The organism is Psychrobacter sp. ASPA161_6 (assembly GCF_051970285.1).
GTDB classification, from domain to species: Bacteria; Pseudomonadota; Gammaproteobacteria; order Pseudomonadales; family Moraxellaceae; genus Psychrobacter; species Psychrobacter glaciei.
This window is the reverse complement of record NZ_JBEFNJ010000001.1, coordinates 726,942-742,800: the sequence shown is the minus strand read 5'-3', so window position 1 is coordinate 742,800 and position 15,859 is coordinate 726,942. Positions and strand designations below refer to the sequence as shown.

The following is a 15,859-nucleotide window of genomic DNA, read 5'->3' as shown; positions in this document are numbered from 1 at the left end:
TGCTGCTTGCCTGTTTATCTATGATAATAATCGCTAAACGCTTGATTATGACTTACTGATACCTTATGTCTTTAATTGCTTTTTTTGGTGCACTTGAAAGTGGTCTGATTTACGGCCTCGTCGCACTTGGCGTACTTATCTCATTTCGTACTCTCGACTTTCCCGACTTAACGGCAGACGGTAGTTTTCCATTAGGGGGCGCAGTCGCTGGTATCTCTATCGTTGCTGGTGTCAATCCTTGGCTGGCATGTGCCTTTGGTATGCTGGCCGGCTCGGTCGCTGGTATTGTCACTGCATGGTTGCATGTAAAGCTTGGTATATTGCAGTTATTGGCCAGTATTTTGGTCATGGTGGCACTATATTCAGTCAACCTACGTATTATGGGCGCACCAAACTTACCGCTACTGGGTGAAACTACCGTATTCAGTACGCTAGTCACCGATGGTAATGGCTACTGGATGCGCTGCTTAATTATTGGCGTGGTCGTTATAGCCGCAAAGTTGTTGCTGGATTGGTTTTATAATACCGAAACTGGACTGTCCATGCGTGCGACTGGCTCTAACTTGCGCATGGCACAAGCACAAGGTATCAATACTTCATGGATGACCATCATCGGTATGGCCGTATCTAATGGTTTGATTGCCCTTGCAGGGGCGCTATTCGTCCAGACTCAGGGCGGCGCGGATATCTCTATTGGTATTGGTACGATTGTTATTGGTTTAGCAGCCGTCATCATCGGTGAAACGATTATTCCTGCCAAACGTATTTGGTTGATTACCGTTGCCGTGATCATTGGTGCCATCCTTTATAAACTATTTATTCAAGTGGCACTATCAAGCGACACATTGCGTAGTATTGGCTTTGGCCCGCAAGATTTGAACTTGATTACTGCCCTGCTGGTGGTGTTCGCATTGGTGTTACCAAAAGCCAAAACCAAGTTTTTGAGCCGTAAAGTACGGGCTTAATATCAAACGACTAAAGCGATGATAGGCGATAACCATCCGCCAAGCTTGAAGCAAATATAAGGAATAACGATTATGATGCAAGCCACAGATTTGCGGTTGACCTTTAATCCCGGCACACCCATCGAAAACCCTGCCCTGCGTGGTATTAATTTGAACATCGCTGACGGTGAATTTGTCACCGTTATCGGTACCAATGGCGCGGGGAAATCGACTTTTTTAAATGCAGTAAGTGGTACGACACGTGTGGATAGCGGTTCAATCTTATTAAATGGCATCGATGTTACTAAAAAGACCGCACACCAACGCGCCCATTGGGTTGCTCGTGTCTTTCAAGATCCCATGGCTGGTACGTGTGAAGCACTGACCATTGAAGAAAACATGGCGTTGGCCTATAAGCGCGGTGGTAAACGCGGTTTGAGTTTTGCATTAAACCCAAATAACCGTGAACTGTTTCGAGAAAAGCTGGCTGTTCTCAAGCTTGGATTAGAGAATCGTCTAACGGATCGTATGGGGCTATTATCTGGTGGCCAACGCCAAGCGGTAAGCTTACTCATGGCCTCACTACAGCCATCCAAGATACTTTTGCTTGATGAGCATACTGCCGCCCTTGACCCTAAGACAGCCGCCTTTGTGTTAGAGCTGACCGATAAAATCGTCACGGATAATAAACTGACCACCATGATGGTCACGCACTCGATGCAGCAAGCCTTGGCACATGGCACTAGAACTGTCATGCTACATCAAGGACAAGTGGTGCTAGATGTGGCAGGAGATAAGCGTCAGGGTATGACGGTGCATGATTTGCTCGATATGTTTGAGCAAACGCGCGGTGAGAAAGTGGAAGATGACAGCTTGATTTTGAGTTAAAGAATTCAGTTAAATAAATCTAAGCTGAAAAATAGAAAACGCCTGTTCCATAGCAGGCGTTTTTTGTTATCTATAGTTAATGCTTGTACAAACTTTTCATTAGTCACTATATAGTTGTTATATATCAGTACCCACTTATCATTATTCATCTATGAGGTCTGTCATGCGCAAAATTCCTGTTTATACTCACCCTGCTGCTGGTTGGCCTGCTCTGATTTCCTCCACTCGTAAACTGATGGACTATCAAACTTTTTTGCGTGGCAGTGTCAGCGTATTCAAAAGCAACCAACCTCAAGGTGGCTTTGATTGTCCGGGTTGCGCATGGCCTGATCATAAATCGCATAAAATGCTTGATGTCTGTGAAAATGGTATCAAAGTACTGGCAAGTGAAACGATGACCACAAAGGCAGACGCTAAATTCTTTTTAGACCATACTGTCACTGAGCTACAAGGTTGGTCAGGGTATGAGCTAGAACATATTGGTCGATTATCCGAACCGCTATACTACGATGCTGTGCAAGATCATTATCTACCTATTTCTTGGCAGGCCGCTTATGAGCATGTCGCTGAGCAGTTGGGACAGCTTGATTCTCCAGATGAAGCATTGTTTTATACCTCAGGCCGTGTCACCAATGAGCCTGCATTTTTATTTCAATTATTCGTCCGCTGTTTCGGTACCAATAACCTACCAGACTGCTCTAACATGTGTCACGAACCAACTTCGGTCATGCTTGGCAAGCAATTAGGCATCGGTAAAGCAACGGTCAAGCTAGAAGATTTTGAGCAAGCCAAATTGATACTGATGTTCGGCCAAAATCCAGCGACCAATCATCCTCGTATGCTTGAGATGCTTGCCCACTCTCACGAGCAAGGATGCCGAATCATCTCGATAAATCCTATGCGTGAACAAGGCTTAAGTAAATTTAGAAACCCGCAAAAACCGACACATATGGCAGCAGGACAGAGCGATGACATGGTCGATGAGGTCGTTCAAATTCAAATCGGTGGTGATGCGGCTCTACTGACGGGTCTGGCTAAATGGCTGATTGAGAATGATAAAATTAATACCGACTTTATTACCACCCATACCTCAGGTTTTGAGCCATTGAAACAATGGTTGACCGAGCAATCATGGGCAGATATTCAGCTTGGTTGCGGCATTTCTCAAGCAGAGATTATTAATCTTGCTAAGCTCGTAGCAGACAGTCCAGCGACTATTTGCACTTGGGGCATGGGCATTACCCAGCATGTGCAGGGCGATGACAATGTCGCTATGATTACCAATTTGCTATTGCTGATGGGCATGATAGGTATTGACGGTGCGGGTGCATCACCTGTGCGAGGTCATTCCAACGTACAGGGCGATCGCACCATGGGTATCCATGAGCGTCCTAAGCAAAGCTTGCTTGATAGCTTAGAACGTGTGTTCGAGCACCCAATGCCACAAGACAACGGTCTTGATGTCGTTGCAGGGGCAAAAGCGATGATACAAGGTGATATTAAGGCTTTCTTTAGCATGGGCGGCAACTACTCGGTTGCAGCGCCTGATTCAAATAACATCCAACAGGCATTAACCAAAAATAAGCTTAACGTCTTTGTTGGCACCAAACTAAACGAAACCATGCTGTATCCAGGGGCAAACAATTTGATTCTGCCCTGCTTGGGCCGTACTGAGCGTATCGTTACGACAAAGGGTGAGCAATTTGCCACTATTGAAGACTCTATGTGTCAGATCGTACCCACTCAGGGCACGCTCAAACCCGTTAGCGATATTCTGAAATCTGAAGCACAGATAGTCGCCGATATTGCAACCCAGATGTTTGGCTCTGACTCGTCCATTCCTTGGCAAGCGATGGGAGAAGACTTCAACTTGATTCGTGATTATATCGCCCAAGCTATCGAGGGCTTTGAGAACTTTAACGTGCGTATCCGTGAGTCTGAGCGCGGCTTTCATTTATATCATGCGGCGCGTCATCGCGTGTGGAACACCGATAGCGGCAAAGCGCAGTTTGAAGTACCAAAGTATCCGATTACTTATGTCGCAAGCCAGATGGCAGAGAAAACGTCCGCGTTTAAAATTGATGCCCAAAACGCCCAAAATACTAATGACAGTCAAAACATAGAACAAAAAGTCTGGCAGTTAACCAGTGTACGGAGCCATGATCAATTCAATACCATGATATTTGGCTATCAAGACCGTTATCGTCAGACCAATCGCCGTGATGTTTTGTTTATGCATCCTGATGAAATGACACGATTGGGATGGCGAAAAGGCGACAGTATCATGGTGTCGCGTCAAGACAGCCATGGTGAGCAACGCACATTGGGGCCTCTGGTACTTACCGACATGGATATCGCTGCCAACGCCGTGGCTACCTACTATCCTGAATGTAATGACTTGTTTGATTTGGACACACATGCGCCAGACTCTCACATTCCCGCCTACAAGTCTGTTACCGTCGTCTTAGAGCGCGTCAATACAGGCGAGCTGGCGGCTTCTGCCTAATAAACGTGTGCAAAACGAAAGGTAAGTAATGTTAATAATGATAAAAGGCTGTCAGCATTCATGATGGCTAAATTAAACACTCAAGCTTCAGCCATCGACATGCCTGAAGCGACGGCAAAATCTGATGTGACACCACTATCGCGCGCGCATTTGGTGCAAAAACATTATTATGCGCCTACGGAATCAAGTGGTAGCCAGCAAGTATATATTGAAGATCAATCGGCAAATTTGGTCGTAGAAGCAGCGATTTCTATCATCATTAACGGCATTCATTATGCAGTATTGATGGCAAGTCCTTATCAGTTAGAATATCTAGCGATAGGCTTTTTGTTCAGCGAAGGTTTGATTCAACACAGCCATGACTTATTAGATTGGGAAGTCACCCAGCTGACAGATGTTGCAAGCTATCAAAGATTTACTCAACACTCAGATGAAGACGGTACGGCTGGTTCCTTTGGGCAAACCTTAGCACAGTTGCAGGACTACGATATTTATGTGGTGGAGCTGACCTTAAATCAGCGCAGTCATCAGCGCATCCAAGCCCAACGGCGGCAGCTGGCAGGGCGTACAGGGTGCGGCATGTGCGGTATCACGGGCTTAACACAAGCGCTGCCCGACTTAAGTATCTATCGCCAAGACAAGAACAGAGTAAAAGTAAATACACCAAGCCTTGGTGACCTATTAGAAATACGGCAAAAAGTCGATACTATGCAACATACCCACCAACTGACAGGCGCTGTCCATGCAGCGGCAACTATGCAAGGACGACACTTGCACCTCTTTGAGGATGTCGGCCGTCACAATGCCCTCGACAAGCTCATTGGTTGGCAGCTGCAACACAAGGCAGATATCAATTGCGTGGTCATGACCTCGCGCCTATCGATTGAGCTGGTACAAAAGTCTATTCGAAGTCACATACCTTGGCTGATCGGCATGTCTGCACCTACCAGTACTGCTGTGCGTGTTGCTGAGCGCTATGGCTTAGGATTGGCTGGATTTTTACGTGATAGCAGAGTCACTTACTATTCAAATCATTCCAATGGATAAAGTTTGAGGTTAACGACGTAATAGGTTACCCTACCCTCACGAACATGTTACATACACTTAACAGATCTGTAGTTTTATTTATTAATGCTAAGTTCATTGTGCTGATTATGCACACAGTATTGGATTTGGTATTTAAATTACAGGTGATGCATCCATGCAATAATTGAGTAAAAATCTCTTAACTATTGCTTATTACAGCTGATAAGGCTGTCTAAATCGAGTTCAGGTCATGTAATCATGGCTTAGTGCTTATTCGTAATTCCGCTATAGACGCTCATCATATGAGCTTTTTTTAGCACTCAGCTACCTTTGTGTATGCCTATTCATAGCGTCATGGTTTATCCATTAACTGACACCTATCGAGAGTAGCCCCTGTCATTTTGATTTAACACGATGTGTGGCATCAAAACTAGGGCACGACGCTTAGCACTTGCTTAACATTACAGTTGCTATTTTTGCTATTTATATTAGCCACATACATTTGGTATGAGGGCTTTTTAGACTATGTCGTATGCTAAATAGTTTGGAATAGATAATTTTACTAAACCTTATTTACTTAAAACAATTGCGAGGTATGAGTTTGAAAACTGAGTCATTGTTTCAATTTTCGGCGCTCACCATTATTTTATTATTGGTGGCGTTTTATGGTGGTACATATCTGCTGTCTTTATTAATTAAAAAAGACAAAGAGACAACTTCCGGCTTTATGGTCGCAGGCCACAATGTGGGCTTTGGAATGGGCGCGGCAAGTATGACCGCGACCTGGATTTGGGCGGCCTCATTTTACGCTGCCGCTACCTCTGGCTATAAATATGGCGTATCAGGGCCGATACATTACGGCTTTTGGGGTGCATTGATGATTTTGTTCATCTACCCTTTTGGCATGCGCTTTCGTGAGCTTGCTCCCAACGGTCACACTTTAGGTGAGCTTATCCACGCCCGCCACGGCTCATCAAGCCAATTAATTTTAGCCATATCCAACCTTATGGGCAGCTTAATTAGCTTGATGGTCAACTTTACCGCTGCTGGGGCATTGGTGTCAGTATTGTCACCATTATCGTTCCAGACAGGGGTAATTATCGCGGGTGTCGGGGTATTGAGCTATACCTTAACCTCAGGGTTTCGCGCCTCCGTCTTTACTGATTTTGCCCAATTGGTCGCTTTGATGGCGATTGGTGTCATCATCATTCCAGCGGTGCTATTCTCCATGGGAGGTCCTGCAGTGATGGTCAGCGGACTATCGAACTTGACCTTAGAGCAGCAGGATTTCTTTTCTTCTGAGGCATTCTTTCAGCAAGGTGCACCGTATTTTGTCGCGGTATTGGCCTATGCTATCGGTAACCAAACCATTACTCAGCGCTTATTTGCGATTGATAAAACCAAGATTAAGGCGACATTTATTACCGCCACAGTCGGCTATGCGGGTATCGTCATTGGGCTTGGTATGATTGGCTTGATGGCCTTGACCATTGGTATTGAACCACTTGATGGCAATATGAACAACCTGATCCCGCAAATGGTCAGCACTTATCTGCATCCCGTCTTCATCGCATTATTCTTTATTCTGGTCATTGGCTCGTTATCTTCCACAGCTGACTCGGATTTATCAGCGCTATCAACCATTATGATGGCCGATGTCTACGGTAAAAATATCGCCAAAAAAGGTCAGGTTAAACCTAAAACCATGATGCTCGTCGGTCGTGGCACGATGATTGTCGCGACGGCAGCGGGACTTATCTTTGCCAGCTTCAAGCTTGATATTCTAGTAATGCTGGTATTCGTTGGTGCCTTATGGGGTGCGATTGTTTTCCCTGTGATCGCCAGTGTATTCTGGAATCGTGTCACTAATGCCGCCTTTACTTCAGCAGTGATTGTCGGGCTCCTATTATTCTGTGTGGCGCGTTTTGAGTTGATACCTATCGTTGGCATCACTGCCCTATTCTTTGAAATCTTAGCCAGCGTTGGTGGTGCAGTTGTCATCGGTCTGATGGTATTTGGTTTCTTAGGTCGTAAGATCGGCATGGGCGCGGCTGCTATTACGCTGGTGCTGATGTTAATCTTTGCCACTGGGTTTCTACGCCAGTACATGATTTTACTCGCTTCACTGACCGCTTACGGTGCCAGTACTATCGTTTGTGTGATCGTCAGTCTCATGGGCGATGAGCATTTCGACTTTGAGTTGATTAAGCAGCGCGTAGGCAATTACGATAAAAAAACTGAAATACCCTCATCACCTAAATCTTAAATCAAAATCGTTTTATCCAAGTAGTGATTAGTTATCAGTATATGACCAATCGCTATTTACTTAGAAATATTATAAGGAGATATCATGGACAACGTTTTTATCTACGGCTTATATATTTTAATTTGGCCCGCCATTACTCTTGGGGTACTGGTATTGATTTGTACCGCCACCTATCGCGATATCAAAAAGGCCAAACGTGACAATAGGGATATTGTTTAACGTACCCTAGCTATTACATTTTTAACGATCATCGCTAAATATTCGTTTATTAATGACTTAACAAAGCCTATTAGCAGCATAAATGCCCCTAAACTGGGATTAAGTGCAGGCAAGATAGTAAATAACCTGCTTTTAACTAAAAAATGACTTGTAATTTACTATATTTTTGCTAATATAGGCCACCTTGATTGGCTGGATGGCAGAGTGGTCATGCAGCGGACTGCAACTCCGTTAACGCCGGTTCGATTCCGACTCCAGCCTCCAATTATTTATTAACTTTACGTTAATTTTGGCTTGCATTATTATCACAACCGATTATAATAGCGACCACTTATCTAGTAACTAGATTGTCTATCAGCTAGCTTACGTTAAAGATAAAACAAGTTTTGCCCGGGTGGTGAAATTGGTAGACACAAGGGATTTAAAATCCCTCGCTAGCAATAGCGTGCCGGTTCAAGTCCGGCTCCGGGTACCATTACATAGTCCTATACTATCTTATAGAACAGCTAAAGCCCCTGATATCAGGGGCTTTGTTGTATCTGGCGTTCTATACTGTCCTGCTCTATCTATCCCAATCCATGCACTTTAAGTATACCGAGTTTTGAGTGTACTTATGGAGATCTAGGTGTAATGGACAAAATTCATGCTAGAGATTAGAAGGTAGTCGCTAATGGACAAAATTCATGCTATTTGAGTGTCTTTGACCCTAAAAAGTCTTTAATAAACCGTAACTTACGATACTCATTTAGCCCATGATGACTGTGTAATTGTCGCTTAAGCTCACTGAATAACCCTTCGAGAGAATTAGTGGTATTTGGTAGGTCTAAATGCCCATATTCTTGATAAGTAAACAACCAATCGCTATTGGTTCTTAAGCTACGATAAGCACTTCTAAGACGCTTGTGGGTGTACCACGTTCTACCGGTATCCTCATTGGTATTTGACTCATTAAGATAGGCTTCATGAGTCAAATACCAGTGATCTAAGCACTTTACAAACGCATCTTTATCAAGCTGTTTTATTTCTAAAGTAAGTCGTCTAAGCTCAATACTGGCACTGTTCTTAGGGCGGCGTGTTAAATAGCGGGTCACTATTTGCACTTGATGAAACTGGCACATCTGGCAAGGGATGCGGGTGAATAACGTCCTCAGTCCTCGTCTACCATCACAGGTGATGCTTTGTATATCAACGCCTAACGATACTAGATGATCAATTCCCTGCTTATAAGCACTATTGGTTTCATGACTGACTATCACATAATTAAGAACGGTTCTAGTGGTGTTGTCCATAAAGACCATTAAACCAAACTTGCGACCAAAGTAAGTGGTGTCCATGATGATATTAGCAGTCTTAGGACGTTTAACTGGATACTCAATACTGACTTTATCTAAGCGTCTTTGAATGGTTTTAAGACTACAGTGATATTTATCCGCCAGTTGTTGGTAGGTCTGTTTTCCTTGCGTATATTCAGTCCAAAGCGTTCGGTTATTAAGTCTTTTGCCACCTAAAAACTGCCGCCTGCAAGCTAGACATTGATACTGCTGTTTGCCAAGCTTACGTCCATTCTTCTTGGTGTGTTTATCACTACAAAAAGGGCAGTTTTTTGATTCATGGCGTTGATTCCTTGCAAATATAGACAGTATATAGCGTTAGACCCTGCGCCAGCATGAAAAATGTCCATTACACCGAGATCTAGGATATGAATAGAAAAGCGCTCCGTTCAGATCTAAGCATTAGCAGTCACAAGCCTGAAGATAAGAAATACTTCGTTCCTGTCAAAAACCATCCTAAGCTATTTTCAATGGTACGTCCTATCCAGTTTATAATTATAAAAAACCAATGAAACCGCTATGAACATATCATGGCGGTTTCATTAGTTATATGGTTTTTAACGCTAAAAATTACTAGCCGAATACTTTCATACGTTCTTCAACAGGCTTGAACGCTTTATCACCTGCTGGCTGCTCGATCGCACCAAACACCATTTGCGCATTAAGCTCCCAATCTTCAGAAATACTCCACTCCTCAGCGACTTTTTGATCAATGACTGGATTATAATGTTGTAAGTTTGCACCAATATCTAAACTAGCCAATGCTGTCCAGATCACATACTGATGCATCGCACTGGTTTGATGTGCCCAAATTGGGAATTTATCGGCATATAAAGGCGCGGCTTCTTGCATACTTCTTACGACACCTTTGTCTTCAAAAAATAAGACGGTTCCTGCACCTGCTCTAAAGCCAGCGATTTTATCTTTTGTTCCTTTAAATTTCTCTTCATCACCAACGATAGCTTTTAGTGTCTCTTCGGTGATATCCCAAAGCTTGTTGTGATCGTCACCAAACAACACAACAATACGAGCTGACTGTGAATTGAACGCTGATGGTGTGTGTAAAATAGCATGTTCAACCAATTTCACTACTTCATCATTTGATACTGGTAGTTGATTACTTAGTGCATAAATAGAACGGCGTTTTTCTGCCACTTGCTGTAATTCTTGTAAATTTGACATAATTTTCTCCAATTTTTTTGTATGAATTAATATTGAATGTAAGGTATCAAAGCAGATAGTAATTAGCCTTTAAAACCTGCAGGTAGCTCAGGCGCTGGCAAACGCTTCATATCAGAGTCAACATTACCGAAACGCTCATGACCATTATTCCAATCAATAATAGATTGTTCAATCTCAGCTTTGTTATCAGCTACGAAGTTCCACCATAGTAGCACTTGGTTATTGAGCGGTTCGCCGCCGATAAACATGATACGCGTACCCTTTTTTGCAGCCAGCTTAATACTTTTGTTATTGGCGACATCACTATCATGAAAACGGAATAATTGATCTTGCTTGCAAATATTGCCTTCGGACTCTACTTCCCCTTCTGAAACCAAGATACCGTACTCAAAGCCTGGCTCTAAATTCAATGTTACCTCACCATCTTGCTTGAAGTACACATCTATACCGACCAGTTTAGAATACTGAATAGTAGGCGCTTCAAATGTCTCACCTGATGTATTGGTATAACTGCCTGTTGTCAGTATCATCTCTACGTTATCCTCGCTCCACGTTGGTAGCTCAGGATAATGATGAAAACTGCGCTCAATCTTCTGGTCAGTGGGAAGCGCAATCCATAGCTGCACCATACTGATACCACGTGCGGCATTTTCTGAACCGCCCGTATCTGGAAAGACACTTTGTTCTGTATGACTGATACCTTGGTTCAACCCCGTACCTGCGGTCATGACATTAACTTGGTTTTTAGTAATGACTTGTTCATTGCCTAAACTGTCTTTGTGTAGCACTTCGCCATTTAGCATCCAGCTGAAAGTCTGCAAGTTAGTATGCGGATGGCGACCCACCTGCATCCCTGCGTCATCTTCACCAAAATCAGCAGGACCTGCATGATCTAAAAAGCACCACGCACCGATAGGTTGCTTACCTTTGTTAGGTAGTAAACGCGCAATTGGAATACCGCCGACATCAGCCAATCTTGGCTCTAACGTTTGAATACTCATGAACTAACTCCTTTTTTGATATCTTATGTGTCACAAATAATGAGCGTAAAAAAGTATTAAAAAGTCATAGGGACTTCCATAATTAATACTTTTGAGTTTTCTAGAACGTCCATAGTCATGCTTTTAGTATCCCAGACGCCTAGACCATCACGTGTATTTAACACGTTATTATCAATGGTCACACTACCTTCAATCACGAAAACATACACGCCATTGTTCGCATCATTTAGCGTATATTTTTGAGTGACTCCCTGCTCAAAGTCACCCATACTGAACCATGCATTTTGATGAATCCAGACACCAGCATCGTCAGCGTTTGGCGATAACACTTGATTGAACTTGTTTGGTTGCATGATGTCACCCATGCGTACTTGCTGATAACGAGGCGCTACGTTCATCTTGTTTGGAATGACCCAAATCTGTAAGAACTTTACATCCTCTTTGTCATCGCCATTCATCTCACTATGAGTGATGCCTGTACCGGCTGACATAACTTGGATTTCACCCGTTTCGATAATGCCATTGTTACCAATGTTATCGCCATGACCGAGCTTACCCGATAGTGGAATGCTGATGATTTCCATATCGCGATGTGAGTGCTTGCCAAAACCCTGACCGCCAATAACAAAATCATCGTTAATGACGCGTAGCGCACCAAATCCCATACGTTCTGGATTGTGATAATTCGCAAAGCTAAAGGTATGTTTACTTTTCAGCCAGCCATGGTTTGCATCGCCACGAGAGTTTGCTGCATGATAGATAGTTTTCATAATTTATCCTTAGTTATTGGGGAGTTAAACATGTCTGAAAATTTACTATTAACGAACTTGTCTAAACAATGGAACGATTATAATTGTTGTTTAAGAAGAGATAAATATCGATAAATACAAATGACTATTCTTATTATTAGAACAATAAAACCATCAATATAGCGTAATATATTTGTGGTAGAACACTATATCTTCTAAACAGAGCCAGTAGCATAAATGGCTGCTACGCTTCATAGAATGAAAGTACATATAGAATAAGTCTAATCACACTTACGATATAAGGAAGCCTAACGATGTCAGATAAACCATTATTGAATTATGATGTAATAGATAATACAGATCAGAAACGTTTTGAAATTCATGTTGATGGGCATATCGCCTTTGAAGATTATGAATTTTTTACCACCAGTCAAGGTGAAGATGGCATTGCTTATACCCATACCGAGGTGCCCGAAGAGCTTAGCGGGCAAGGTATTGCAGGTTATCTTGCTAAATCAATACTAGACGATGCAGCAGCTAAAAACCTAAGAGTCAAACCTATCTGCCCATATATCAAAGCCTACATAGACAAGCATCCAGAATATCAAGACAACTCGATATTTCACAAAGCAACGCCTTGAATAATATCTATCAGTAACAACCATGTAGATGACATAAAAAATGCCCTATCCGTCAAGATAGGGCATTTTTATTATTGAAAGATAAAGGTTGATATAGCAAGACACAAGACATCAGTTTTGAAAATCCACACTACTGAATAGTAATGCAAGGCTCCGTTACGTTAGAAAATACTAGGCAATACTTTGCAAGAACGCTTTATCACGTGCCATTACTGACAAATACAGTACGGGTAGTACAAACAATCCGACTGCCCAAAAATTTAGCTGAATATATAAAAGTGCACCCAGTAACGCCCCAACTAGAAAGCTAAAAACCAATGCTGAGCTGTGCGTCAACTTTTTACCGTTATCTGCGGTGCGATTGATCAAATAATCGGTCAGATTAATACCCAGTTGTGTGGTATTACCCGTCATTAATACGGTCGGACTCATGTGCTTAATCACTGTTTTGCTTGCTGTATTACGAATGGCTAGAGCTATCAGACCCAGACCACCTGTTAATGCCACAGTGATGTCCCCTGCATCCACAAAAGGCTGGTAGTAAAGACCAGCAATCATAAAGGCTATCAAAAAAACAGCTTCTGCTAAAAACAAACGGCTCAGCGTTAGCTGCTTGTTTTTACTATGATCAATAAATATCTTGGTCACCATGACCGTTAGAATAAACAATGGTAAAGCGGCAAGCTTAATCCACAGACCTTGCTCACCTTTGACCAATCCACTACCCGCCATCACTAAGTTACCGGTGACATGCGCAGTAAAAAAACCAAACAAGGTAATAAAACCAATAGTATCGATAGCACCACCGACTACTGTTAATAGTACGGGCGTTTGATAACGTTGCCAAAAACTTGGCGGTTTCGAATGTGCTAACACTGTCTTATCATCGTTAATGGTATGGGTATTATTGTCAGGATCGTTAGAGATTGATTTAGTCACCTAATTTCTCTGCAAAGTCTACAAAATCAGTGACGAAGCGTTGTAAGAATTTCTGTGTGCGTTCAGTGACACTGCCATCTTCATTTAAACTGTCAGTTGCTCGACTTAAATGAATTTCGGGATCAATCATCATTTGTGCCGAAAGCATTTGCATACTTTTTCTGACATCAAGTCCACTATTGATACCGCCAAAGCTACCTGGTGAGGCCGTCACTACCGCAACTTTCTTATGTGTCCAAATACTTTCTTTATAAGGGCGCGAAGCAATATCTACGACATTTTTTAAAGCCGCGGGCATTGTACGATTGTGCTCTGGAGTGACGATTAACACTGCATCAGCGTCTTTTAATTGCTGACGTACACGCTCGTAGCTATCAATCGTTGTATCATCATAATCTTGGTTATAAAGCGGCAAGTCTGCGATATCCACTTCTTTGATATTCACGCGGTCAGGCATCTGCGACACAATATATTCTGCAAATTTACGATTGATGGACTCTTTGCGTAAACTCCCAATAATCAGTGCAATATTGATGGATGCGCTCATAGCAACTCCTTAATGAGGATAAAACCTGATGAGTGAAGCATTTACTATACTAAATTTTATGCGTCTTACTATTATCAATTGAATACGCACCTGCACCATGGGCAAAAATCATTAAGAAGCCGCCAGCGATAGCAATGTTTTTCATAAATGGATTCATTTGTGATTCATCGATCCAGAATTGATGAAAAAGAAGCGCCGATACGATGTTAAAACCAACAAACAACACAGCTATCAGGCGCGCTTTAAAACCAAGCAGAATGGCGATACCGCCAAATAACTCAAGCGCAATAACCAAAGGTAATAGCATCCCAGGTACGCCCATAGATTCCATATAACCTTGGGTAGCAGCGTAACCTGTTATTTTGGTAAAGCCTGAAAAAATAAAGATCATGGATAAAAATAAACGACCAATTGGCGTGCTTAGCTGTTGTAGTTTGTCCATAGTGATGCTCCAGTAATGAGTACGTTTGTTTAAGTAGCTTTTATTTGATTAGGAAACACAGTAATTGTAGTCGTTGCTTATAGATAGATAAACCGTGATAATTATAAATGTAAGTTCTTTTTTTAAGAACAGTCAAGGAGTAGCTCAAATGGGACAACTAGAAGATATGGCAATGTTTGTCCGCATTGTCGAAGCAGGGAGCATTACCAAAGCCGCTGAGCAATTGAACATTGCTAAATCAGCTGTAAGCCGCCGTCTTAAAGAGTTAGAAACACGCTTGGGTAGTCAGTTAATCAGCCGAACCACGCGCCAGTCAAACTTAACGCAGGCTGGTGAACAGTATTACCAAAAGGTCGGCAACATACTGAGTGAAGTAGACGCGCTCAACGAAGAAACGAGTGGTGCTCCGACTCGTATCGAGGGCACGCTAAAAATGACCGCACCATTATCGTTTGGCTTGATGCATCTGAATGACGTTATTGATGAATATGCCAATCAACACCCTAATCTGAATTTTGAGTTAGATTTTTCTGATCGACATGTGGATTTGGTCGAAGAAGGATTTGAGCTGGCCATTCGTGTTAGAGAGATGCAAGATTCTAGCTATCAAGCCAAACGCCTCGCACTCATTCGTTATGCATTGTGTGCCAGTCCTGAATATCTGGATAAAATGGGCACACCAAAAACGGTAGAAGAGTTAGCAACGCATAAAATTTTGCAATATGGTCTGAGTAAATCTAGCACGATAGAATTGATAGATGAGCAAGGCAAAAAACATGAGATAGAGGTTAACTCAAAAATAAAAGTCAACAACGGTGATTTTTTGCGTGAGATGGCAGTGAAAGGCCAAGGCATTGCCTTTTTGCCAACCTTTATTACTTATCAAACCTTAGCCAGTGGTGAGCTAGTCCCTATCATGCAGCAGTACCAGCTGCCCACACTAAATGCCTATGCGGTCTATCCAAAAAATCGATTTTTATCTCAGCGTTGCCGCTATTTAATTGATCTTATCGCTGAACGTTTCGGTGATGATCCTTATTGGGATAGGTATTAGTTTTTTAATTATTCAAATTATATCTATTGAAGCATAGTGAATGATTTGTGTACCCACGATCCATGCTAGAGACCCTAATGAGCAACATCGAGCCTCTAGTACGCTTAAGTTATGATTTGATCTT

Annotated in this window: 15 protein-coding genes and 2 tRNA genes; 10 read left to right on the top strand and 7 right to left on the bottom strand. The window is 42.6% G+C overall.

The genetic code is table 11. From position 1 onward, the window contains the following. The first annotated feature begins 65 nt into the window (after positions 1–65). The 8 genes from ACTQ9T_RS03075 to ACTQ9T_RS03040 all read left to right on the top strand — a co-directional run bounded on the left by ACTQ9T_RS03075 (position 66) and on the right by ACTQ9T_RS03040 (position 8,324). The gene (locus ACTQ9T_RS03075) at positions 66–965 is read left to right on the top strand and encodes an ABC transporter permease (protein ID WP_194618938.1); all 900 of its coding nucleotides are present in this window, start codon (positions 66–68) and stop codon (positions 963–965) included. A gap of 72 nt (positions 966–1,037) precedes the next feature. Then, complete coding sequence (locus tag ACTQ9T_RS03070; protein ID WP_189580970.1) at positions 1,038–1,832, top strand: ABC transporter ATP-binding protein; 795 nt, start codon at positions 1,038–1,040, stop codon at positions 1,830–1,832. Positions 1,833–1,995: 163 nt separating this feature from the next. After that, positions 1,996–4,338 carry an FdhF/YdeP family oxidoreductase gene (locus ACTQ9T_RS03065; protein WP_440464030.1) on the top strand — a complete coding sequence of 781 codons (2,343 nt, stop codon included), beginning with the start codon at positions 1,996–1,998 and terminating at the stop codon, positions 4,336–4,338. A gap of 63 nt (positions 4,339–4,401) precedes the next feature. Beyond that, positions 4,402–5,385 carry a formate dehydrogenase accessory sulfurtransferase FdhD gene (locus ACTQ9T_RS03060; protein ID WP_440464454.1) on the top strand — a complete coding sequence of 328 codons (984 nt, stop codon included), beginning with the start codon at positions 4,402–4,404 and terminating at the stop codon, positions 5,383–5,385. Between the two features lie 595 nt (positions 5,386–5,980). Beyond that, entirely contained in the window at positions 5,981–7,630 is a 1,650-nt protein-coding gene (locus ACTQ9T_RS03055; protein ID WP_415196369.1) for a sodium:solute symporter family protein, read from the top strand. Between the two features lie 84 nt (positions 7,631–7,714). Beyond that, positions 7,715–7,849 carry a putative transporter small subunit gene (locus ACTQ9T_RS03050; protein ID WP_210539970.1) on the top strand — a complete coding sequence of 45 codons (135 nt, stop codon included), beginning with the start codon at positions 7,715–7,717 and terminating at the stop codon, positions 7,847–7,849. A gap of 190 nt (positions 7,850–8,039) precedes the next feature. Continuing rightward, positions 8,040–8,113 (top strand) — tRNA-Cys (locus ACTQ9T_RS03045). Between the two features lie 124 nt (positions 8,114–8,237). Continuing rightward, positions 8,238–8,324 (top strand) — tRNA-Leu (locus tag ACTQ9T_RS03040). Between the two features lie 211 nt (positions 8,325–8,535). On the opposite strand, the gene ACTQ9T_RS03035 is transcribed toward ACTQ9T_RS03040, so the two are convergent. The 4 genes from ACTQ9T_RS03035 to ACTQ9T_RS03020 all read right to left on the bottom strand — a co-directional run bounded on the left by ACTQ9T_RS03035 (position 8,536) and on the right by ACTQ9T_RS03020 (position 12,133). Further along, complete coding sequence (locus ACTQ9T_RS03035) at positions 8,536–9,483, bottom strand: IS256 family transposase, variant Zn-binding type (RefSeq protein WP_440464453.1); 948 nt, start codon at positions 9,481–9,483, stop codon at positions 8,536–8,538. A gap of 270 nt (positions 9,484–9,753) precedes the next feature. Next, positions 9,754–10,362 (bottom strand): nitroreductase family protein, encoded by a 609-nt coding sequence (locus ACTQ9T_RS03030; RefSeq protein ID WP_440464029.1) that lies wholly within the window; start codon positions 10,360–10,362, stop codon positions 9,754–9,756. 62 nt (positions 10,363–10,424) lie between these two features. Beyond that, positions 10,425–11,363: a pirin family protein gene (locus tag ACTQ9T_RS03025; protein WP_440464028.1), complete on the bottom strand. Its 939-nt coding sequence runs from the start codon at positions 11,361–11,363 to the stop codon at positions 10,425–10,427. A gap of 56 nt (positions 11,364–11,419) precedes the next feature. After that, positions 11,420–12,133: a pirin family protein gene (locus tag ACTQ9T_RS03020; RefSeq protein WP_440464027.1), complete on the bottom strand. Its 714-nt coding sequence runs from the start codon at positions 12,131–12,133 to the stop codon at positions 11,420–11,422. Between the two features lie 293 nt (positions 12,134–12,426). Between ACTQ9T_RS03020 and ACTQ9T_RS03015 the strand changes: the two genes are divergently transcribed. Beyond that, positions 12,427–12,753: a GNAT family N-acetyltransferase gene (locus tag ACTQ9T_RS03015; RefSeq protein WP_201593146.1), complete on the top strand. Its 327-nt coding sequence runs from the start codon at positions 12,427–12,429 to the stop codon at positions 12,751–12,753. Between the two features lie 171 nt (positions 12,754–12,924). Here the strand turns inward: ACTQ9T_RS03015 and ACTQ9T_RS03010 are convergent, their stop codons facing one another. Genes ACTQ9T_RS03010 through ACTQ9T_RS03000 form a run of 3 tightly spaced genes read right to left on the bottom strand, consistent with a single transcriptional unit; the run spans position 12,925 to position 14,681 of the window. Further along, positions 12,925–13,629 (bottom strand): YoaK family protein, encoded by a 705-nt coding sequence (locus ACTQ9T_RS03010; RefSeq protein ID WP_440464452.1) that lies wholly within the window; start codon positions 13,627–13,629, stop codon positions 12,925–12,927. A 55-nt stretch (positions 13,630–13,684) separates the two neighbouring features. Beyond that, a complete protein-coding gene (locus ACTQ9T_RS03005) occupies positions 13,685–14,239 on the bottom strand; it encodes an NADPH-dependent FMN reductase (RefSeq protein ID WP_440464026.1) in 555 nt (184 codons plus the stop codon). A gap of 49 nt (positions 14,240–14,288) precedes the next feature. Further along, positions 14,289–14,681 (bottom strand): DoxX family protein, encoded by a 393-nt coding sequence (locus tag ACTQ9T_RS03000; protein WP_440464025.1) that lies wholly within the window; start codon positions 14,679–14,681, stop codon positions 14,289–14,291. A gap of 148 nt (positions 14,682–14,829) precedes the next feature. Between ACTQ9T_RS03000 and ACTQ9T_RS02995 the strand changes: the two genes are divergently transcribed. Further along, a complete protein-coding gene (locus ACTQ9T_RS02995; protein WP_440464024.1) occupies positions 14,830–15,735 on the top strand; it encodes a LysR family transcriptional regulator in 906 nt (301 codons plus the stop codon). Positions 15,736–15,859 lie beyond the last annotated feature (124 nt).